Here is a 20,688-nt window from a genome sequence, read left to right on the forward strand (position 1 = left end):
CACCGACCGCGGCCTCGGCGGCGTCCGCGCGGGCGACCAGGTCGCGGGCCAGCGGAAGGAAACGCCGGCCGGCCGCCGTCAGGACCATCTGCTTGCCGCCGCGGTCGAAGAGCGCCATCCCCAAGGACCCTTCCAGACCGCGTAGTTGGCGCGACAGCGAGGGCTGGGCGACACGGACCACCTCGGCCGCCTTGGTGACGGAACCGGTCTCCACGATGGTCAGGAAGTAGCGCAGCACTCGGAGTTCCATGGCGGTGGCCCCTCGGGAGACGGAGGAGGCATGACGCACTCATGCCTCGAAGGCATGGTAATCAGCCCTGCCAAGTATTTGAAGCTATGGCTGACTCACCGCATTCTTTCCCCACCGGAATTTCTGGTGATCGGCGCCCGAATCTCCGCCGACGTCTCCTCGAACAGTTCCTTCGATTGGCTGGTGTTCCCGCATGGCCCGCCCCCTTCCCCTGATCCTCGCCCAGGCGCCCGGTCGTCCGGCCGACGACCTCGCGGGCTTTGCCGCCGACGTGGAGCGGCGCGTGAAACTGCGCGCACCCGGCGCCCTCGTCGTCTACCCCGAACTGCACCTCGGCGAGAGCGCCCCCGGCGTCCCGGCCGCCCCGGGGGAGGCGGCCGAGCCCCTCGACGGCAAACGCGATGCGGTCTTCGCCGAACTCGCGGGTGATCTGGGCATCTGGCTGGTGCCCGGCAGCGTCTACGAGCGAGGCCTCGGCGGCCGCGTCCACAACACGGCACCGGTCTATTCGCCACAGGGTGAGCGCCTCGGCGCGTACCGCAAGATCTGTCCGTGGCGCCCGTACGAGACGACCACACCCGGAAACCGGTTCGAGGTCGTCGATCTCGCCGGGGTCGGCCGTATCGGACTCTCCATCTGCTACGACACGTGGTTCCCGGAGATCTCCCGCCATCTGGCGTGGATGGGCGCCGAGTTGATCGTCAACGTGGTCCGCACGCCGACGAGCGACCGCGCGCAGGAACTCGTCCTCAGCCGCGCCAACGCCATCACCAATCAGGTCTTCGTCGCCGGCGTCAATGCCGCCGCCCCGTCCGGGGTCGGCCGCAGCCTCGTCATCGATCCACAGGGCACGGTGCGCGCCGAAACCGTCGATGCCGGCGACTCCACCCTCACCGACGTGATCGACCTCGACGAGGTCGGCAACGTCCGCCGCTACGGCACGGCCGGTCTCAACCGGATCTGGGACCAGTTCCGCCCCGGCGACCCGGCCCTCGAACTCCCGCTGTACGGGGGCCGCATCGATCCCGCCACCTGGAACCCCGCCCACACCACCAAGGAGCCCCGATGTTGAACAGCCAGCCCGCAGAGAGCACGGAGACCACCATGAGACTGAAGGGCGACCTGAGCCTTCTGTCCGTCGTCCTGTTCGGCTTGGCCTACATCTCCCCGGGCATCGTCGTCACGATCTTCGGTGTGGTCGCCGCCACCAGCGGCGGTGTGGCACCGACCGCGTTCGGCGTCGCCACCCTCGCGATGCTGCTCACCGGTCTGAGCTACGCGAAAATGGCGCGCGCCGTGCCCGGCGCGGGATCGGTCTACACGTACGCCCGCAGGATGCTCGACAGCCGCATCGGTTTCCTGTCCGGCTGGGCGATGCTGCTCGACTACTTCTTCATTCCGATGGTCGGCTGGCTGATCACGGCGATCTACTTCAACGCCCAGTTCCCCGACATTCCCAAGTGGGTCTGGCTGATCGTCTCGGTGGGCGTCACCACCGCCATCAACGTCTTCGGCATGAAGCTCGCGGACCGCGTCAACAAGGTCCTGATGTTCATCGCCCTGGGGTCGCTGGTCCTCTTCGCCACCCTGTGCGTCGTCTTCCTCGGCAAGCACGGCTCCTCCGCCCCCGCCACGGACGCCCTGTGGAACTCCGGCACCTCGATCGGCGCGGTCACCGCGGCCGCCGCCATCGCCGCGTACTCCTTTCTCGGCTTCGACGCCGTCTCCACGCTCGGTGAGGAAGTCAGGGGCGGGGCGAAGACGATCGGCCGCGGCATCATCGGCTGCGTCGTCGCCGCCGGAGCGATCTTCATCGTGCTGTCCTTCGTGATGCAACTGGTCCACCCCGGCGCGAAGTTCGCCGATGTCGACGCGGCCGCTTACCACCTGAAGGTTCAGGTCGGCGGCGAGACGTACGCGGAGATCATCAACTTCGTCACCATCGCCGGATCCATCGCCTCCTGTATCGCTCTGCAAGCTTCTGCCGCCCGCCTCATGTACGTCATGGGACGCGACGGCACACTGCCCAAGGCCTTCTTCGGCAACCTGTCGAAGAAGACCGGTACGCCCGTCCTGAACATGCTGCTGACTGCGGCCGCCGGTGTCATCGCCATGAAACTCGACCTGACCACGGCCACCTCGTTCATCAACTTCGGCGCCTTCGTCGGCTTCACCTTGGTGAATGTCTGCGTGATCGCGCATCTGGTCCGTGAACGCCGACAGGGCCGTGCTCCCGGCCTGTTCGCGTACTTGGTGATGCCGCTGATCGGTGCCGCCGTCTCCGTGTACCTCCTGACGGAGCTCGGTGACGTCGCACTGCAGATCGGCGGCGTGTGGCTGGCGGTCGGCGTCGTCTACCTGGCCGTCCTGACCAGGGGCTTCCGCCGGCCCGCACCGGAGATGACCTTCGACGACGACACCGCGGCCACGGACAAGGTCACCGCGTAGTTCCCCTCCTTCGCCAGGGCCCGATCAGACCGTCCGCAGCCGCATGTCCCCGCCATACGTAGTGAGGTAGTCGGGGATGACGATCCGGCTCGTCGGGCTCTCCTGGTGGACCTGGGTGACGAAACCGTCCAGGTCCATCGCCGGGTCGCGGCGCGGGAGTTCGCTGAGCGGCTCCTCGAAGTTGTCCCAGTGCACGGGGACGACGACGCCGGGCCGGCCCAGCGCCCGCAGCAGTCGGGGCACGTAGCGGGAGGTGGCGGTGCTGGACGGCACCGCGATCATCGCGAGATCGGGGGTGAGTCCCTGCACGGCACGCTCGGCGAAGTCGCTGGCGCCCATGACGAACGCGGTAGGTCCTCCGCTTCCCACGGTCACCTGGAAGGCGAGCGTGTCGCCCTCCGGCAGGTCGCCGATGGCCCTCGGGGCCGCGGCAGGTGGGGCGTTGAGCGTGCCCGGGGCGAAATAGGAGTGCCGTTTGTTGCGGCTGTGCAGGCTCGATACGACCTCGACGGTGATCCCGCCGAAGTCCAGTACCTCACCGCCCTTCACCACCGAGATCTGCTCCGGATCGACGCCGAACGCGACGAGGAGATGGAACGTGGTCTCGGTGCCGACGATCCGCGCACCCGTGGTCTCGGCGATGTGCGGCACATCCGCGATGTGGTCCCAGTGGGAGTGGCTGACCAGCACGATCTCGGGGCGGCCGATGTGCTCCCGTACGAGATCGGGATCGGACTTAAGCCTGGTGCCCGGGTTGAAGGCCCCGTCGAACAGGCCCGTCTTGAAGCGGGTGATGTACGGGTCGAAGAGCACCGTCCGGCCGTCGACGTCGATGCGCCAGCCGGACGTGCCCAGCCAGCGGAACGAGGCCGAACCGGCCACCGGGGCCGCAGGCCCGGCTTCATCGGTGTGGGTCTTCGGCGAGGCGATGCTCGCTGAGGCAGTGGCGGGGATCAGCGGGGCGGCCGCTCCGAGTGCGGCGCCGCGCAGGACCGTGCGCCGGCCGAATACCTGGATGCTCCGCTTCGGGCGCCGGGCGCCTGTGTCGTCGTTCATGGCAGCAGCAGATCAGGGGGCAGCCCTCGCCGTCCAAGATCAAAATCCTGGAGTCGTCATATGCGGATGCATATGAGAGCACGTCAGAACCCTTGGCTGCGAAGGAAATCGACGGCGATCCTGGCCGTGGCGCCGATCGCGGAGTCCACCGCCGTGCGTGAGGCGGTCAGCTCCCGCGTACGGGCGAAGACGGAGACCGCGTAGCGCCCGCCATCCGGATACCGGACGACCCCCGCCTCCATATGCAGCCCGGGCAGGGTCCCGGTCTTCGCCGCGACCGTCGCTTCGTCGGGGAACCCGGAGACCAGGCGGTGCCGGAACACCTGGCGGGCCATCAACTCCCGTACCAGAGCACAGGCTTGTGGCGGGCCCGCCTCGTCGCACCAGACGAGACGCAGCAGCCGGGTGATCTCGCGAGGGGTGGCGGAGTTGGTCCGCTGCGGATCGAGCACGCCCATCCGTTTCTTGCGGTCGTCCGGCAACGACGGGTAGCGCCGGGCGAACTCCGCTTCGTTCCGTGCCCCCACCTCGGCCAGCATCGACTCCAGTACGTCTCGGGGACCACCCACGATCCGGGTGCCGGCGAGCCCGAGTTCCTTGGCGAGGAGCTGAACGGTGTCCAGGCCGACGCGGTCAAGGAGCAGATCCGCGGCCGAATTGTCGCTCACCGAGAGGGCGAAGTACGCGAGATCGCGCAGCGACAATTCGACGTCGTCCGCGCATCCGGCGGTCCCCCAGCCGCCGAGCCGGTCGGCGGCTGTGACCCGTACGCGCTCCTGGGGCTCGAGTTGGCCGGCGGCCACCTGCCGGGCGAACTCCAGGACCAGCAGCACCTTGAAGATCGAAGCGATCACGACGGGCTCGTCCGCGCCGACCGCCACCTCCGCCCCGAGTGGCGCGCCACCGACCGGGACCGCGTGCAGCACACCCTCGGCGCCCGCCTCGGCGAAGACCTGACGGATCCGTTTCTCGACCATCGGTTCGCTCCTCACGTAAGGTGCCTGGCTGTGGATCTCCTGCGCCACCTGCGCATATTCGTCGTCGTCGCCGACGAGCTGCACTTCAGCCGGGCCGCCGACCAGCTTGGCATGGCCCAGCCGCCTCTCAGTCAGGCGGTACGCAGGCTGGAGAAGGACCTCGGCGCCGACCTGTTCGACCGCACGCACCGCCAGGTCCGACTGACCGCTGCCGGCATGGTGTTGCTGGACGAGGCGCGTGAACTCCTCGCCCGTGAGGCGCGGTTGCGGACGCTGGCCCGCCGCGCCGGGGACGGAGCCCTGGGCGCACTGCGCGCGGGAGTGCCGCCCGACACCACGGTCGCGACCCTCTCCTCACTGCTCTCGGCGTGCGCGGAGCAGTCCCCGGGCCTGACCGTCGATCTCCAGGAGATCACCACCGAGGAGCAGCTGCGGCTGCTCGCCTCCGGTGGACTCGACGTCGGCCTTGTGCACCAGCCCGTGGACACCACCGAACTCCTCCTCGGCCCGGAAGTGCGCGCCGAGCTCGGTGTCGTCCTGCCCCGCACCTCTCCACTGGCCCGGCTCCCCGAGATCGCCCTCGGCGACCTGTCCGGCCACGACCTGGTGCTCTTCCCCCGTGCCCAGGCCTCCGGCTGGTACGAACGGATCCTCGACACCTGCCGCGCCGAAGGCTTCGTGCCCGGTCGTCTACGGCACGCTTCCAACCCCGAGTTCCTGCTGGCCCTCGTGCACGCCGGCCACGGCGTCGCCTTCGACCAGGGTCCGGTGGCCCGCAAGGAACCGCGCGTCGTGTGGCGGCCGTTGGCCGGCCGCCCCCTGGTCCGGCGGACGACCGGGGCCTGGCCTGCCGGCCGGTCCGCCCACCCGGCGGCTCCCCACTTCGCCGAACTCGCGGCCGGTGTACTCGCCCGCGACCGTACGGCTGCCCTGCACCGCGACGAACGCTCCGGTCCACCGGACGGGCCGCCCCGCCCATGGTCGGTGGTCTACGAGGAGTCGGGCTGATGTCGAGGAATCCGGCCGAAGAGTCGGGGTGATGCCGAGGAATCCGGCCGAAGAGACGGCTGATGCCAAGGAATCCGACCGAAGAGTCGGGCTGACGCCGAGGAATCCGGCCGTTCAGAAGGCCACCGCGCGTTGGGCAGCCAGCCGGACCGGTGCGTTCGGCGCTCCGTAGCCGCGGTATCCCCCGTCGCGCTGGACGAGTTCGAAGAAGACGCGGCCGACGGTGCGCGTGTAGCAGTGGCGCAGGGTGCCGTATGCGTCGCGGTCGTAGAGGATGCCCAGCTTCCGGTAGACCGACCACTCCTCCTCGGGCAGTCCGTAGCGGGCGGCCAAGTCCTCGTAGTAGTTCGCGGGGATCGGCAGCAGATGTCCGCCGGCCTCGCAGAAGCGGCGAGCGGTGGTGACCAGGTCGTCGCAGGCCAGGGCGATGTGCTGGGGGCGGCCGAGGTCGTCGCCGGGCCCGGGGCCCACACCGAGGGCGATGCGGACGCTGCCGTCGGCCGTACTCACGGCGCGGCTGCGGAACAGGCCGTAGGGGTCGGCGACGTCGACACTGTCCTGGGCGTCGAGACCGAGCACGCCGCGGTGGAAGAGGGTGGCCTCGTCGAACTGGTGCCAGGGCTGGGTGAGTGCCAGATGGTCGATGTGGTGGATGCCGTGTCCGTCGGCTTCCTGGCCGGAGGGATCGAATTCCTGGCCGGTGGGCTCGAAGTCCTCGGTCCAGCTGGGGAGTTCGGGGCGGCGGGTGGCGCAGAAGAAGAGTGCGGTGCCGTCGGGCGCCGCGACCGAGGACAGCGGGACATCGCCGGGCGTGCGTCGGCGCGGCAGCACGGGCGCGAGCAGCGCCTCGGCGCGTTGTGCCGCGGCGGCCGGGTCTGGGGACTCCAGGCCCAGCGCGGCGAGTACGGTCCCGTCGCGGCGGGCGGCGGGCCCCGTGTTGACGAGGATGCGGGCCTCGCCCTGCTCCCACAGGTCCACGGGTTTGCCGTGGTGGCGACCGGTGCGGATGAAGCCGAGGGCGGTGAGGAGTTCTGCGGTCGGTTCGACGTCGGTGGTGACGAGTTCGGCGAAGGCGACGCCTGTGGGAACGACGGGGGCCGGTGATGCGTGCACGCCGGTGGATTCCTGCAGCACAAGCAGGGAGCGCAACGCGTCCACGGCGGTGGTCGCGGCATCCGCCTGCCGGAAGACGTCGTTGAAGATCTCCAGGGAGAGCGGCCCGTCGTAGCCGGCGCGGATGACATGCCCGAGGAAGCCGGCGACGTCGAGGCCGCCCTGGCCGGGGAAGCAGCGGTAGTGGCGGCTCCACTGCAGTACGTCCATGGCGAGTTGGGGAGCGTCGGCCAGTTGCAGGAAGTAGATCTTCTCGCCCGGGATGTCCTCGATGGCCTTGGGGTCGCTGCCGCGGGCGAGGATGTGGAAGCTGTCCAGGCAGAGCCCGAGAGCCGGGTGGTCCGCGGCTTCGACGATCCGCCAGGCGTGGTCGTAGGTGTTCACGTGGCGCCCCCAGGCGAGCGCCTCGTACGCCACACGGATGTCGTACTCCGAGGCGAGGTCGGCCAGTTGACGCAGCTGAGCGGCGGCGAGGGCGTCGTCGTCGACGGCGTTCGGCGAGACGCTGGAGCAGACGAGGACGGTGTCCGTTCCGAGCCTGCGCATGAGCCGGAACTTGTGCTCGGCGCGGCGCAGGTTACGGGCGAACTCCTCGTCGGGCACGGCCTCGATGTCGCGCATCGGCTGGTAGAGATCGATGGTCAGGCCCAGATCCGCGCAGCGGGTGCGGATCTCCTCCGGGGTGAGCGGGCTGGTGAGCAGGTCGTTCTCGAAGATCTCCACACCGTCGAAGCCGGCGCGGGCCGCGGCGGTGAGCTTCTCGGTGAGGGGACCGCTCAGCGAAACAGTGGCGATGGATGTGCGCACGGCAGGCTCCTTCGGGGTGTACGAGGCGGTGGTGGCAGCCGTTCCGCTCGCCGGCTACGCGCCGTACGCGGTGCGCATGGCCGTCTCCTGGTCGGTGATCTCGGTGAAGTGCGCGAGCATCCGGTCGGCGTCGGGCTCGCGCCCGGTGAAGATCCGGAACGCGTCGACGGCCTGGAAGACGACCATGCCGCCGCCGTGCAGGACCGCACAGCCGCGCGCCCGCGCGGCGCGGATCAGCGCGGTCTCCAGCGGTCGGTAGACGATGTCCGCGACCCACAGTCCGGGGTGCAACAGCTCTTCGGGCAGCGGCAGTCCAGGGTGTGCGGCCATGCCGGTGGGCGTAGCGTGCACGAGCCCGTCGGCCTCAGTGACGTGGGCTGTGAGTGTGTCCGCCGGCGCGAAATGCGCACGCTCCTCGCCGAAGTGCAGGTCGAGGGAGGCCGCGAGCGCGGCGGCCCGCTCCGGTACGGCGTCCACCACAGTGAGCCGGCCCGTGCCGAGGGTGAGCAGCGCGTGGGCGACCGCGGCGCCCGCTCCCCCGGCTCCGAGCAGCACGACGCGTTCCATGGCCCGATCGGGCAGGCCGCGCGTGAAAGCGGCGGCGAACCCGGTGACATCCGTGTTGTGTCCGATGGCCCGCCCGTCTTCGAAGACGACGGTGTTCACCGCGCCGAGTTCGGCTGCCTGCGGGGACAACGCGTCGAGGTGCGCGATGACGTGCTGCTTGCACGGGTGGGTGATGTTCAGCCCGTCGAAGCCGAGGTCGCGCGCGGCCCGCACGAGGTCCCCCACTGCGGTGGCCGGCCGCTCGAGTACGTCGATGTCGATCAGCCGGTAGAGGTAGCGCAGGCCGAGATGGTCGGCTTCCCTCTCATGCAGGGCAGGGCTGAGCGACGGGCCGACTCCGGCGCCTATCAGGCCGATCAGATATGTCTGCCGGGGCACGGGCGCCCTCCACGACTAGCTAATGTACGAAACAGTTCGTTAGTAATAGCAAGGACGGACCGCTCAGGGAAGAGGCCTGACGGACCCGGCCCACCTCTGCCCGGCTCCTGCACTCACCGGAAGCCAGGCACGCCCAAGCCGCATGGAGGATTGCGATGACGACCACCGAGGAGCCTTCGGCCCGGCGCGGGACCCGCATCCGTGACGCGGCCCGTACGAAGGCCGAGATCCTCGCGGTCGCCACGGAGGAGTTCGCCCGCGCCGGCTACACCGGAGCGCGGGTGGACGAGATCGCCGCACGCACCCGCACCACGAAGCGGATGATCTACTACTACTTCGGCGGCAAGGAGCAGCTGTTCACCGATGTCCTCGAGCACTCGTACGCGGAGATCCGGAGCAAGGAGCAGGATCTCGACGTCGAGCACCTCGACCCCGTCGCCGCGATCCGCCGCCTCGCCGAGCTGACCTTCGACCACCATGAGGCGCATCCGGACTTCATCCGCCTCGTCAGCATCGAGAACATCCACGAGGCCGAGCACATCGCCGCCTCGGGGACCCTGGGCTCCCTCAGCTCCCCGGCCATCGACGTGCTCCACCGGATCCTGGACGCGGGCCGCGCACAGGGCGCGTTCTCGGCGGGCGTGGACGCGGTCGACCTGCACGCGATGATCAGCTCGTTCTGCTTCTTCCGTGTGTCCAACCGCCACACGTTCGGAGCGCTGTTCGGCCGCGACCTGACCGCGGCCACGGAGCGCGAGCGCTACCGCAGGATGCTCGGCGACATGGTGATCGCCTACCTGACGGCGCCACACCACGCCGATCACTGACCGGCCGCCGCTCACCGCCGACGGCCGCAACGAACAACCCGCGCACACCCCTTGACACCCGCAAGCCACGGACCCCAACATCCGTAACCACTCACTATTAACCATCTGGTGAGTTAATTCGCCTGGACCGGTGCCGCGCTTCCCGCTCGCCCGGCACCCGGCGACCTCCTCCCCGCCACTCCGCCCGCCCGGAGTTCCCCAAGGAGTCCGCGTTGACCGACGTCGTCCCCGCTCCGTCCTCCGACGCCCCGCCCCCGCAGGGCCAGCCGCGCAAGGCCGCACTCGCCGCCTGGATCGGCAGCGCCCTCGAGTACTACGACTTCTTCATCTACGGCAGCGCCGCCGCCCTCGTCTTCCCGCACGTGTTCTTCGACGAGTCGGACCCGGCCACCGCCACCCTGCTGTCCCTGGCGACCTTCGGCGTCGCCTACGCGGCCCGCCCGATAGGCGCACTCTTCCTCGGCCACTTCGGCGACCGCCTCGGACGCCGGAAGATCATGGTCTTCACTCTGGTCCTGATGGGACTCGCGACCTTCGCCATCGGCTGTCTGCCCACCCGCGACCAGGTCGGCACTCTCGCCCCCGTCCTCCTTGTGCTCTGCCGCGTACTCCAGGGAATCTCGGCCGCCGGCGAGCAGGCGAGCGCCGGCTCCATGTCACTGGAACACTCGCCGCCCGACCGCCGCGCCTACTTCACGAGCTTCACCCTCAGCGGCACCCAGGCCGGTCAACTACTCGCCACACTCGCCTTCCTGGCGGTCGCCGCGCTGCCCGAGGACCAGTTGCTGTCGTGGGGCTGGCGCGTCCCGTTCTGGCTGAGCGCGGTGGTCGCCGTCGTCGGCTACATCATCCGCCGCACCCTGCACGAGACCCCGGAGTTCTCCCGTCAGGCCGCCACCTCCGAAGGACCCGCCAAGCTCCCGCTCGCGGTCCTGCTGCGCGAGCACTGGGCCGATGTCCTGCGCGTGATCGCCTGCGCGCTGGTCGCCTCGGTCAGCACGATCTTCACCGTCTGGGCCCTGTCCTACGCGACGAGCGACGCAGTCGGCATGAACCGCTCGGCCATGCTCTGGGTGAGCGCGCTCGCCAACGTCGTCGCCCTCGCCGCGATCCCGCTGTGGGCCCGCCTCGCCGACCGGGTCGGGCGCCGGCCCGTCTTCCTGGTGGGCGCGGTCGGCAGCCCGCTGCTGATGTTCGGCTACCTGTGGGCGATCTCGACGGGGTCGTACCCGCTCTCGTTCCTCCTCGGGATCCTCGCCTTCGGCGTCGTCTACAGCGCGGCCAACGGGGTGTGGCCCTCCTTCTACGGGGAGATGTTCCCCACCCGCGTACGCCTGTCGGGGATGGCGATCGGTACGCAGATCGGCTTCGCGGTCGCCGGGTTCGCGGTGACGTTCGCGGCGCAGATCGCGGGGCCGGACGGGGACAACTGGTTCGCGGTGGCCTTGTTCACCGCGGCCCTGTGCCTGCCGCCTGCCGTGGGCGCGCTCACCGCCCGCGAGACCCGCGCCGTCCCCACCGAACTGCTCGGTGAGCCGGCTCCCGCCGCCTCGGCCAAGGATCGCGTCAGCGTCGCCTGAGCCGCGTAGGTCATACGGGGATGCGCCCGGCCGTCCTGTCGGGCGCATCCCCCGCGGCCACGCCACCGGGCACGACCGCATGGGGTCAGGACCTGAGCCGGATCTCGTCGCCCCTCCGGCGGAACCCCGACGCGCTGTAGTAGCGCGCGACCGTGCCGTCGGAGCGGGATTCGTGGCGGTAGTGCCGGAGGAAGCCCCACAGCAGAGGTGTCTCCTCCGGCATCGTGTTGTGCGAGCGGTAATTGTTCTTCGTGAGCCTGAGGAGAGGTGCCTCCGTGCCAGGGTCGTGCCAGGTCCACGTCTGGTAGCGGTCCTGCCAGCCGCTCAGCGCACCGTCGACGGTGTCGACATCAGCCAGGGTCAGGCCGTTCACGTCGAGGTGGTAACGCGCCCACGTGTCCAGCCTGTTGTCGATGCCGTCCCACAGACCGCCCTCGAGGAACGCGAGGTCGCCGAAGCCGTAGATCTGGTAGGTGGGAATGGGCCGGTTACGGGCGGGGTGGGCGACCCCGTCGAGGCTCACCGTGCCCGTGGCGTCGGGTGCCACGGTGAACGACGTGGAGGCGACCGCGGCGAAGTGCTCGGGGAAGGCGATGGCGAAGGTCTGGGTCACGCCGCTGCCGGCCGACTGGCCGGTGGAGTAGAACCGGCTGGGATCGACGGGGTACTCGCGAAGCATCACTTCGCGCAGCTGCCGGAAGAAGGTGAGGGAGTCGCGGTGGCTCACCGAGACCGAGGTGGCGCTGTACTGCTCGCACACGGTGACGACGACGCAGCCTTCGCGCTCGGCGACCTCCCACCACCCGGCCGCGTCCATGAAGACCTTGTCGGTCTGGCTGTTGCCGGGCCAGACGAAGACCACGGGTGCCTTTCCGCGCCAGATCCTGTGGGCGGTGCGGGGCACGTGGACGAGGTACTCCCTTGCCTGTCCCTCGACCGTCATCGTGCGGACCTCGACTCCGAGCCGCCGGTAGTCGGCGCGCTCGTTGAGCTGGTTGCCGTACGCGAAGAAGTTCTCGTAACGGGTGTAGCGGGTGAGGAAGGCGACGATCCGGTCGGTCGTACGGGGTGCGAGGGGATCGGTCGGCCGCCGCTCGACCGCGACTTGGGAGATCGGTCCCGCGTGCGAGGTCATCCACCGGCCGGAGCCGTGCCGCTGCCGGTACACCGTGCCGAACGCCCCGTCCCGCTCACCGCGTTGGAGGGTGTCGTTCGCGCGCTTCCAGTAGGACAGGCTCGCCCCGGCGGTGGTCGCGTCGGGGCCGATGTACCAGGTCGGCAGGACGGTCTCGTCGTGGCGGATGAGGCGGAAGCCTTCGGGGAAGACCACGGTGGTGTAGGAGGGGGCGGTCCGGCCGTCGAACTCGACGCCGGCGTAGGCGTTCAGGTAGGTCTCGCTCAGCCCGCGGGAGTTCAGGTGCACCTGGGCGATGACCCGGAGCGGGTGGGCGACCGCCCAGGCTTCGAGAGGGGCTGCGCCGGAGCCGTATCCCACGAGGTAGTGCTCGCCGAAGACGGAGAAGTAGCGGTTGGACTCGAAGAAGCCCATCGCCGCTTCGACATAGGCGAGTTCGGACTCGGCGTCCGTCCAGCCACCCTCGCCCGGTTCGAGGACGAACAGGCCCTCCTCGCGCTCGTCGGCGGTGTCGCGCCAGCCCGACCGCCGCAGGAACTCCGCGGTGTCCACGCCGTCGGGAGCGGCGATCACCGTGAAGTAGGAGCGGATCGGCGTCTCGGGTGAGAGGTAGACCTTGGCGGTCCGTCTCGTGCCCCCGATGGTGAAGGACTTCTCCCAGTACCCGGTCATCTCCCGCGGCAGTTTGTTGGCACGGGTGTAGTCGTACGAGGGGAAGGCGCGGCCGTCCAGCGGCTGTGCCGTCCCCAGAGGCGGGGCCGGTCGCGCGCCGGGGCGGTCGGCCGAGGTGGCCGTGGCGGCGGGCGCTCCCGTCGCCACGGCGGCGGTGAGGGCGGACACTGCGGCCCCGCGCAGGAGCCGGCGCCTGTCGATGCTGGTCATGAAAGTGGCCTCCTTGCTCGGTCGTTCCGGGCATGCGCGCGAGACAGGGCGGCGGGCGGGACCGGGCGGCGGTTCAGGCGGCCCGGCAGAACGGCTTCCTGCCCATGGCACTCTCCATCCCGCCGAGGATGAGCTTCCGGAACTCCTCGGCGCCGAGGAAACTTCCGTCGGTGGAGAAGGACTTGGCGTCATGGCCGAGGGTCGTCAGCCAGGCGCGCCCACCGTCGTAGTACTGGCACCAGGCCACCGGGTGGGACCTGCCGTGACCGGGGTGTCCCTGGCTGCCGGTGACGCCCCTGGGCAGGGTGGACTCGTCGACGGTGGCCAGGACGCGGACCCTGGAAGGGGCGGGCACGAGGTTGTACCACTCGTCGGTGAACTCCCAGCGGGCCGGAAGGTCCTCGGTGGAGGCGTCGTGGCGGTGTTCGGTGACCACGGTGCCGGGCTGGTTGGCGCTGTGGTCGTAGAAGTTGGCGCCGCCGAGCAGGCCTTCGTACCAGGGCCAGTTGTACTCGGTGCCGAACGCGTTGTGGATGCCGACGAAGCCGCCGCCGCCCCGGACGTACTGGCGTAGTGAGGTCTGTGCGGCGTCGTCGAGGGTGTCGCGGCTGGTGGAGAAGAAGATCACCGCGTTGTACCGGAACAGGCGGGACGGCGTGGCGAGTTGGGTGACGTCCTCGGTCCAGTCGACGGTGAAGCCGTTGGCCCTGCCCATCTCCACGACGGACTTCTGTACGACGTTGGTGTCGGCTAGTGCGGGGTTGAGGCCGCTGCCGAGCGCCGGTCCGAGGTTGGCGTGACGGGGGCCTGCGGTACGGGTGTAGAGCAGGACGCGGTAGCCGTCGGTGGCCGGGTCGAAGTTGCCCCAGTCGTGGTAGCAGCGAGGGTTGGTGCCGCGGCAGACGCCGTAGTCGGGGTCGCCGAGTTCCTGGGCGCCGGCGGGCCTGCCCTCCCGCTGAGCCGTGGCCGGGTGGCTTCCGGTGAGCAGTGCTGCCAGGACCGTCAGGGCGACGGCGACGGCAGCCGCGACGGCGGTGAGGGTGGTGCGGGGTCTGCTGATGACCACGGTCTTTCCTCTCACTTGGCTCTCACTTGGCTCTCACTTGACGACGATCTTGCCGGTGGACTGAGGGAAGGCCGGGTCGTTGTAGAAGTACTCGCCGGCCTTCGTGAAGGTGTACGTGGCCGACTGGCCCGGCATCAGCAGGCCGGTATCGAACTCGGCGTCGAAGAACGCCACGGCGCCGTGGGCCAGTTGATTGCCGGCGGGGTTGGAGAAGGTGACCGTGGTGCCGACCGGGATGGCGATGTGCTGGGGCGCCATGGCGTTCTGGGCGACGGTGTTCTCGGTCGTGCCCGGCGCTCCGGTCTGGGTGCTCCAGACCCGGCCGAGCGTGACGGTGTTCTTCGCGGTCTCGCCGGTGACGGCGGCCGCGCGGATCTGGTTGCGGCGCGAGGGCGGTGTAGGCGCCGGGGCCTGTTCGACCTTGCCGCCGAGCTTGAACGCCCACAGGTGGTCGCCGCGCGGGATGTCGGGGAACGGCAGCCCGTTACCGCCGGCAAGCACTGCGATGTACTGCTCGCCGTCGATCTCGTAACTGACCGGGATGGTGTTGACGCCGGCGCCGCACTGCCAGGACCACAGGGTGCGCCCGCTCGCGTCGTCCATCGCCTCCAGGACGCCGTCGGGGCGGCCCTGCACGATCAGCCGGCCGGCGGTGGAAAGGATGCCGTTGCCATGCGCGAGGGACCAGTCGCCCTCCTTGCGCCAGGCGACGGTGTTGGTACGCGGATCCACGGCGACCAGGCCGCCGCCGAACAACTCCCCCAGCGGGCGGGCGGTGTTGACGCGGCCGCCGCGGGTGTTGGAGTACGAGGAGTTGACCAGGCCGTAGCCGACGTACACGTAACCGGTCTTGTGGCTGAAGGTGGGAAAGCCCCAGTCCGCGCCGCCGCCCGCGCCAGGGAAGAGAATGGTGGCCCGGTCCCAGAACACGTCGTACAGGCCGCCGGCCGGGTAGAACGGCACGGGCTTCGTCGTCTTGTCGAAGCGCGGGTACGGCTCGACGAAGGGTTCGCCGCCGGGGAACGGCTGGGTGGGCGAGGTCTTCTGCAGGGCATGCTGGGGGACCTTGCGTTCCTCCATGCCGTGGACCGGTTCTCCGGTACGGCGGTCGAGGATGTAGAAGTAGCAGGTCTTGGAGCCGTAGACGACGACCTTGCGCTTCCGGCCGTCGATGAGCAGGTCGGCGAGCACCGGGGCCATGACGTTGTCGGCGTCCCAGATGTCGTGGTGCACGGACTGGAAGTGCCAGCGCCGTTTGCCGGTCTTGGCGTCGATGGCGACGATCGAGTTGGCGAAGAGGTTGTCGCCGCCGCGGCTCGACCCGTCGGTTCGGGGATACGGGTTGCCGAACGTCCAGTAGACCAGGCCGAGTTCGGGGTCGACCGCAGGATGGATCCAGGGGACGGCGCCGCCCGTCTTCCAGGAGTCGCCCTCCCAGGTGTCGTGGCCGAACTCCCCCGGGCCGGGCGGGCCCCAGAACGTCCACACCACGTCGCCGGTCTTCGCGTCGAGGGCGTAGCCGCGCCCGCGGGCGCCCGCCGTGGAGCCCTCGGTGCCGATGTAGACGAGGCCGTCGTGGTGGACGACCGCGCCGGCCAGGCCGCCGCTGTTGCCGCCGCACTGGCCGCTGTCGTTGTCGCAGCCGTCGTCGCCGCCGTTGTCGGGGATGATCAGCTGTTTCTGCCAGACGACGGCTCCGGTCCGCTGGTCCAGGGCGAAGACGATATTGGCGCCGGAGATCGTGAAGACCTTGCCCTCGGCGACGGCGACACCGCGCATGTTGGTGGTCTCGCTGCCCAGGCCGGTCTTCCACAGCACCTTGCCGGTGCGGCCGTCGACGGCGAAGACGTTCTGCTGGGTGGTCTCCACGTACAGCACGCCGTCCTGCACGACGATCGTGCACTGCTGGTACGCGGAGGTGGAGCCGCCCTCCAGGTTGGTGTGCCAGGCGCCGCCGAGCCGGTCCACGTTCCGCTGGGTGATCCGGGCGAGCGGCGAGTAGTTCTGGTTGCCGTAATCCCCGCCCACCTTGGGCCAGTTGCGGCCTGCGGTGCCCAGGGCGGCCGACTGTCCGGGCACGGGAAGCGCCAGCTTGTCGCCGCCGGGGGCCGCGGCGGCCTGGGTTGCCGTGAGCGCGGGCAGGGCGGTGGCGCTGCCCGCCGCGGTGAGGAGGAAGTTGCGTCTTTCCATCGGTCGATTCCCTCGGGTCGATGACGAGGAGTGGTACGGGATCGCTCGCGAGGTGGCGGAGGTACGAAAGCGCGGGATGAAGAACACCGGCTTGGTCCGCTAGGTGGTTTGCGAGTTCCGTGCGATGGTTTCGCGTGACCCAGGGTCACGTTAGAGACGGGTCGGGCCGGGTGACAAGAGGTGCGGCCGTGGCATTTCGCCGGAGTCGCCGACCGAAGGGTCAGGAACCGTCGGCCTGGTCCGCCAGGTGGACCGGGATCATGGACGGCGGCATGGGGCTCTTGTTGCGGCGCCCCTGACCGGTCTCCTCCCAGGCGTGGGCGAGGATGCCGACGCTGCGGCTGAGCACGAACAGACCGCGGGCGAGGGGCGCGGCGAAGCCCAGTTCGGCGTAGATGACCGCGGTCGCACCGTCGATGTTCATGGGCACGGGCTTCTTCCCCGTACGGCCCTGGTTGAGGTACCTCTCCACGGCGCGGGCCGCCCGCAGATGGGCCCCGCGGACGAGGCCGTCGGATACGGCTCGGTCGACGAGGGCGAGCAGCGGATCGCGGCGGGGGTCGTGCGGGTGGAAGCGGTGGCCGAAGCCGGGCAGGTAGCGGGACCGGGCCCGCCAGGCGCGCACGATGCGCTCGACCGTTTCCTCGAACTCCGCTTCCGCCTCGCCCTGTTCGGCGATCTCGGTAGCGCCCTGTTCGGCGATCTCGGTGAGCAGCTCGACGCACTGCTGGCCGGCTCCGCCGTGTACGTCACCGAGCATGTTCACACCGGTGGCCACGGCGCTGTTGAGGCCGATGCCACAGGTCGCGGCCATCCGCGCGGCGGCGATGGAAGGGGCCTGCGGCCCGTGGTCGACGCCGGCCACGAGGGCCGCCTCGAGCAGTCGTGCCTGGCCCGGTTCGGGCAGTCGGCCGCGCAGGAGCAGCCAGATGACCTCGACGAACGACGTGCGCCCGATGAGGTCCTGTACGGGATGTCCGCGCAGTTCGATGATGCCTGGCTCGATGCGGCTGACGCCGGTGGCCCACCATTGGGCGACGAGGCCGTCCTGCGGACCCAGATCGCTTGAGGATGGTGCGCCGGGTCCGGTGGTCATGAGCCCAGGGCCGGTACGGCCCGCTGCGGACGTACCCGCCAGCGGGAGATCAGGTCGGCGCGGTCCTCACCGTGCTGGTCGAGCAACGGGGGCGGGGCATGGGGCCGCAGCGGCTCGCCGTCGACCAGGACGCCGTTGCCGCTCGCCCGCAGGGAGCGGCCGGATCCGTCCGGGTAGGGCAGATCGGTGAAGAAGCCGCGGTGGTCGAGCTGCGGCAGCTCCACCGCTTCGGGAACGCTCAGGACGCGGGCCGCGGGAACACCGGCCACCGAGAGCATCTCCTCCCATTCGGAAGCGGTCTTCTGCCGCAGCGCCACCGAGAGTTCGGCGTTGAGTGCGGCCCGGTTGTGCTTGCGCGCCTCGCGTTCGGCGAACCTCGGGTCATCCACCAGGCCGGGCAGCCCCAACAGGCGGCACAAGGTGTGGAATTGCTCCTGCCGGTTCGCCGCGATGTTCAGCCCGCCGTCGGCGGTCTCGAACGTGCCCGACGGGGCCGCGGTCGCGTTCTGGTCGCCCATCGGCTCCGGATCCACCCCGCTGACCAGGTAGTTCGACACGGCCCAGCCCATCGCGGACAGCGAGACCTCCAGCATGGACACATCCAGGCGTGCCCCGTGGCCGGTGCGTTCCCGACCAAGCAGGGCCGCGCTGATGGCGAGCGCCGCACCGAGCCCGCCGAGCGAGTCGCAGACGGGAAACCCGACCCGCAACGGCGCGGTGTCGGCGGTCCCGGTGATGCTCATCATCCCCGACAGGCCCTGGATGATCTGGTCGTACGCGGGGGCCGTGCTCATCGGTCCGGTCTGCCCGAATCCGGTGACGGCGCAGTTGACCAGCCGCGGGTTGAGCGTGCGCAACCGGTCGGGGCCGTATCCGAGGCGTTCCATGACGCCCGCGCGGAAGTTCTCCAGGAGGACGTCGGCGCCGCGTACGAGCTCTTCGAAGTCGGCCCGGTCATCCGGGTCCTTGAGGTCGAGTACCAGGGACTTCTTCCCGGAATTCTGCGCGAGGAAGGAGGCCCCGATGCCCTGCCGGTTCAAGTCGGGGTCGGGGCCGAGGGTGCGGGCGAGGTCGCCCTTGCCCGGCTGTTCGATCTTGAGGACCTCGGCCCCCAGCAGCATCAGGTGGTAGCTGCAGTACGGGCCTGCGAGGACGTTGGTGAGGTCGAGTACGCGGATTCCTGAGAGCGGTCGTTCGGGCATACGCCGGCTCCTTGAACGGGGATGGGGGAAACGATCACTTCATCGGGTCGAGGGGGTGGTCGAAGCCCTGCTCGGACATCCGCCGGGCGGCGACGGTGAGCGCCTCGGCGAACCGCTCGACCACCGCCTCCGGGAAGCGGTGACTGGGACCGCTGAGCGAAAGCGAGGCGACCACGGCGCCGCTGCGGCCGAGCACCGGCACGGCCACCGCGGTCAGGCCTTCGTCGCGTTCGCCGCGGCTGACCGCATGGCCGCGCTCGGCCGCGAGATCCGCCCAGACGCGCAGCTGGCGCGCATGGCCCTCGCCGTGCGGGGAGGCGACGGCGATCCGGTGGAGCAGGTCGTCGGCGGCATCCCTGAGCAGGATCTTCGCGGACGCACCTGCCCACAGCGGCAGTTCGTCGCCGACCCGCACCACATGACGCAGCGGCTGCGGGCTCTCCTGCTGGGCCACACAGACGCGGTGCAGCCCGCGCAGCATGAACAGGTTGACGGTCTCGCGCTGCTCCTCGGCCAGTTCGCGCAGCACCTTGCGCGCCTCGCCCGGGAGCTCCCAGCTGGAGTGGGCGAGATGCGCCCAGCGCCACAGGCCGGGGCCCGCCGTGTAACCGGCCGGAGTGATCCACAGCAGCCCGCACTGTTCCAGCGTCTGCACGAGGCGGACCACGGTCGTCTTGGCCAGTCCGGTCGCCTCGACGATCTCGCGGAGCGACACCGTCGGCCGGTCCTCGGTCAGCAGCCCCAGGATGTCCAGCGCCCTGCGCACACTGCGTACCCCGGTCGCCTCGTCCGTCCGCTCGTTCCCGGTCTCGTCCACCTGGCTACTCCCTCGGCATCGGCGATGGTGCGCCAACTTCCCTGAACTTTCCTCTTGCCACAGGGAGTTGGCGCCCGTACGTTACCGGCCGAACCACAGAGCAGTCCACCAGTACCACTCAGCGGTTTTCTGGGAGATCACATGCTCGAATCGCTCCTCAAGGCAGGCCGGGAGTCCACGGTCGCCGAGGCGCCACCGTATGTCGCCGGCCGCTGGGGCGGCGACGGTGGCGTTCTCACCCGTACCGGCCCCTATGTCCGCCGCGCGGTCAGCAGGACCACCACCGCGACCGGCGAGGACATCGACCGCGCGCTCGCCTACGCCCGCACCTCCGCTCGTACGGTGGCTTCGCTCTCTCCCGCGGCACGCGCCGCGATCCTCGACCGCGCCGCACACACCGCCTCGGTGCACCGGGAGGATCTGGCCCGGCTGCTCGCCCAGGAGCTGGGCAAGCCGGTGAAGGACGGGCGGGGCGAGATCGACCGCGTGGCGGACACGCTATCCGTGTGCGCGGCCGAGGCGCGGCAGATCGGCGGCGAGATGCTGCCCGTGGCGGGCTGGCAGCGCGGGGTCGGCAACACCGCACTCACCTACCGCGCACCCGCCGGGACCACCCTCGCCATCACCCCGTTCAACGCCCCGGCGAACCTCCTGGCCCACAAGCTCGGCGCGTCCTTCGCCGCGGGCAACACCACCTTGGTCAAGGCTCCCCCGCAGGCCCCGGCCTCCACCGCCGCGATCGTCGCACTCCTTCTGGAGGCCGGACTCCCGCCCCAGGCAGTGCAGTTGCTGCACGGAGGCGGAGAGGTCGGCGCGCTGCTGTGCGCCGCCGACGAGGTCAGCGTCATCAGCTTCACGGGCAGCGCGGCCACCGGGGACGCGGTCGCCCGGGCCGCCGGCGCCAAGCGCCTGGTGCTCGAGCTCGGCGGCAACGCGGCCACCGTCGTCTGCGAGGACGCCGACCTGGAACAGGCCGCCCGGGAGTGCGCCCGCACCGGGTTCAGCAACTCGGGCCAGAGTTGTATCTCCGTCCAGCGGATCTACGTGCACCGCTCGCGCTATGAGGGCTTCCTGGACCATCTGGTCCACGCAGTGGACCAACTCGTCGTCGGTGACCCGCTCGACGAGCACACCGACGTCGGCTCCATGGTCGACGACGAGGCCGCCGAGCGCGTGGTGCGCTGGTCCGCCGAGGCGGCGGGCGTTGCAGGTCTCGATGACGGCGTCGAACTCGTCGTAGGGAAGGACCGCCACCAGCGCGCCGAAGACCTCGTGCACCACGACCGAGG

At 70.1% G+C, this 20,688-nt stretch carries 17 protein-coding genes; 6 read left to right on the top strand and 11 right to left on the bottom strand.

Annotation, left to right across the window (positions count from 1 at the left end):
* Positions 1–250: LysR family transcriptional regulator (locus tag ABT367_RS33635; RefSeq protein WP_352257070.1), on the bottom strand; the 250-nt coding region annotated here is incomplete at its 3' end.
* A 193-nt stretch (positions 251–443) separates the two neighbouring features.
* Here ABT367_RS33635 and ABT367_RS33640 point away from each other — a divergent pair.
* Both ABT367_RS33640 and ABT367_RS33645 read left to right on the top strand, forming a co-directional pair.
* Positions 444–1,322 carry a carbon-nitrogen hydrolase family protein gene (locus tag ABT367_RS33640; RefSeq protein WP_352257071.1) on the top strand — a complete coding sequence of 293 codons (879 nt, stop codon included), beginning with the start codon at positions 444–446 and terminating at the stop codon, positions 1,320–1,322.
* A 32-nt stretch (positions 1,323–1,354) separates the two neighbouring features.
* The gene (locus tag ABT367_RS33645; protein ID WP_352257072.1) at positions 1,355–2,698 is read left to right on the top strand and encodes an APC family permease; all 1,344 of its coding nucleotides are present in this window, start codon (positions 1,355–1,357) and stop codon (positions 2,696–2,698) included.
* Between the two features lie 24 nt (positions 2,699–2,722).
* Here ABT367_RS33645 and ABT367_RS33650 read toward each other — a convergent pair whose 3' ends face one another.
* Entirely contained in the window at positions 2,723–3,754 is a 1,032-nt protein-coding gene (locus ABT367_RS33650) for an MBL fold metallo-hydrolase (RefSeq protein ID WP_352257073.1), read from the bottom strand.
* Between the two features lie 83 nt (positions 3,755–3,837).
* Positions 3,838–4,731, bottom strand: a complete 894-nt coding sequence (locus ABT367_RS33655) for a serine hydrolase (protein ID WP_352257074.1) — start codon at positions 4,729–4,731, stop codon at positions 3,838–3,840.
* Positions 4,732–4,770: 39 nt separating this feature from the next.
* On the opposite strand from ABT367_RS33655, the gene ABT367_RS33660 reads away from it, so the two are divergent.
* On the top strand, positions 4,771–5,739 hold the full coding sequence (locus ABT367_RS33660; RefSeq protein ID WP_352257086.1) for a LysR family transcriptional regulator: 969 nt from the start codon (positions 4,771–4,773) through the stop codon (positions 5,737–5,739).
* 114 nt (positions 5,740–5,853) lie between these two features.
* Here ABT367_RS33660 and ABT367_RS33665 read toward each other — a convergent pair whose 3' ends face one another.
* Both ABT367_RS33665 and ABT367_RS33670 read right to left on the bottom strand, forming a co-directional pair.
* Positions 5,854–7,659 (bottom strand): bifunctional sugar phosphate isomerase/epimerase/4-hydroxyphenylpyruvate dioxygenase family protein, encoded by a 1,806-nt coding sequence (locus ABT367_RS33665; RefSeq protein ID WP_352257075.1) that lies wholly within the window; start codon positions 7,657–7,659, stop codon positions 5,854–5,856.
* Positions 7,660–7,713: 54 nt separating this feature from the next.
* Entirely contained in the window at positions 7,714–8,604 is an 891-nt protein-coding gene (locus ABT367_RS33670; RefSeq protein WP_352257076.1) for a shikimate dehydrogenase, read from the bottom strand.
* 155 nt (positions 8,605–8,759) lie between these two features.
* Between ABT367_RS33670 and ABT367_RS33675 the strand changes: the two genes are divergently transcribed.
* Positions 8,760–9,431, top strand: a complete 672-nt coding sequence (locus tag ABT367_RS33675; RefSeq protein ID WP_352257077.1) for a TetR/AcrR family transcriptional regulator — start codon at positions 8,760–8,762, stop codon at positions 9,429–9,431.
* Between the two features lie 212 nt (positions 9,432–9,643).
* Entirely contained in the window at positions 9,644–11,011 is a 1,368-nt protein-coding gene (locus ABT367_RS33680) for an MFS transporter (protein ID WP_352257078.1), read from the top strand.
* Between the two features lie 85 nt (positions 11,012–11,096).
* On the opposite strand, the gene ABT367_RS33685 is transcribed toward ABT367_RS33680, so the two are convergent.
* The 6 genes from ABT367_RS33685 to ABT367_RS33710 form a co-directional block, all read right to left on the bottom strand.
* Complete coding sequence (locus tag ABT367_RS33685; RefSeq protein WP_352257079.1) at positions 11,097–13,028, bottom strand: alpha/beta hydrolase family esterase; 1,932 nt, start codon at positions 13,026–13,028, stop codon at positions 11,097–11,099.
* A 73-nt stretch (positions 13,029–13,101) separates the two neighbouring features.
* Positions 13,102–14,094 carry a ThuA domain-containing protein gene (locus ABT367_RS33690; RefSeq protein WP_352257080.1) on the bottom strand — a complete coding sequence of 331 codons (993 nt, stop codon included), beginning with the start codon at positions 14,092–14,094 and terminating at the stop codon, positions 13,102–13,104.
* A 33-nt stretch (positions 14,095–14,127) separates the two neighbouring features.
* Positions 14,128–16,284: a PQQ-binding-like beta-propeller repeat protein gene (locus ABT367_RS33695; protein WP_352257081.1), complete on the bottom strand. Its 2,157-nt coding sequence runs from the start codon at positions 16,282–16,284 to the stop codon at positions 14,128–14,130.
* Between the two features lie 220 nt (positions 16,285–16,504).
* Positions 16,505–17,380 carry a citryl-CoA lyase gene (locus tag ABT367_RS33700; protein WP_352257082.1) on the bottom strand — a complete coding sequence of 292 codons (876 nt, stop codon included), beginning with the start codon at positions 17,378–17,380 and terminating at the stop codon, positions 16,505–16,507.
* Entirely contained in the window at positions 17,377–18,582 is a 1,206-nt protein-coding gene (locus ABT367_RS33705) for a CaiB/BaiF CoA transferase family protein (protein ID WP_352257083.1), read from the bottom strand. Before ABT367_RS33705 ends, ABT367_RS33700 begins: the two co-directional genes overlap by 4 nt.
* Before the next feature lie 34 nt (positions 18,583–18,616).
* Positions 18,617–19,399, bottom strand: a complete 783-nt coding sequence (locus ABT367_RS33710; RefSeq protein ID WP_352257084.1) for an IclR family transcriptional regulator — start codon at positions 19,397–19,399, stop codon at positions 18,617–18,619.
* 141 nt (positions 19,400–19,540) lie between these two features.
* On the opposite strand from ABT367_RS33710, the gene ABT367_RS33715 reads away from it, so the two are divergent.
* Positions 19,541–20,688 (top strand): aldehyde dehydrogenase family protein (locus ABT367_RS33715; protein ID WP_352257085.1); only part of this gene is annotated, 1,148 nt, incomplete at its 3' end.

It is taken from the genome of Streptomyces mesophilus (genome assembly GCF_040300965.1).
Classification (GTDB): Bacteria; Actinomycetota; Actinomycetes; order Streptomycetales; family Streptomycetaceae; genus Streptomyces; species Streptomyces mesophilus_A.

Coding starts and splice junctions, on each gene's coding strand:
- ABT367_RS33650 (WP_352257073.1), bottom strand. CDS start 3,754: ATGAACGACGACACAGGCGCCCGGCGCCCGAAGCGGAGCATCCAGGTA.
- ABT367_RS33695 (WP_352257081.1), bottom strand. CDS start 16,284: ATGGAAAGACGCAACTTCCTCCTCACCGCGGCGGGCAGCGCCACCGCC.
- ABT367_RS33700 (WP_352257082.1), bottom strand. CDS start 17,380: ATGACCACCGGACCCGGCGCACCATCCTCAAGCGATCTGGGTCCGCAG.
- ABT367_RS33685 (WP_352257079.1), bottom strand. CDS start 13,028: ATGACCAGCATCGACAGGCGCCGGCTCCTGCGCGGGGCCGCAGTGTCC.
- ABT367_RS33655 (WP_352257074.1), bottom strand. CDS start 4,731: ATGGTCGAGAAACGGATCCGTCAGGTCTTCGCCGAGGCGGGCGCCGAG.
- ABT367_RS33645 (WP_352257072.1), top strand. CDS start 1,355: ATGAGACTGAAGGGCGACCTGAGCCTTCTGTCCGTCGTCCTGTTCGGC.
- ABT367_RS33705 (WP_352257083.1), bottom strand. CDS start 18,582: ATGCCCGAACGACCGCTCTCAGGAATCCGCGTACTCGACCTCACCAAC.
- ABT367_RS33675 (WP_352257077.1), top strand. CDS start 8,760: ATGACGACCACCGAGGAGCCTTCGGCCCGGCGCGGGACCCGCATCCGT.
- ABT367_RS33640 (WP_352257071.1), top strand. CDS start 444: ATGGCCCGCCCCCTTCCCCTGATCCTCGCCCAGGCGCCCGGTCGTCCG.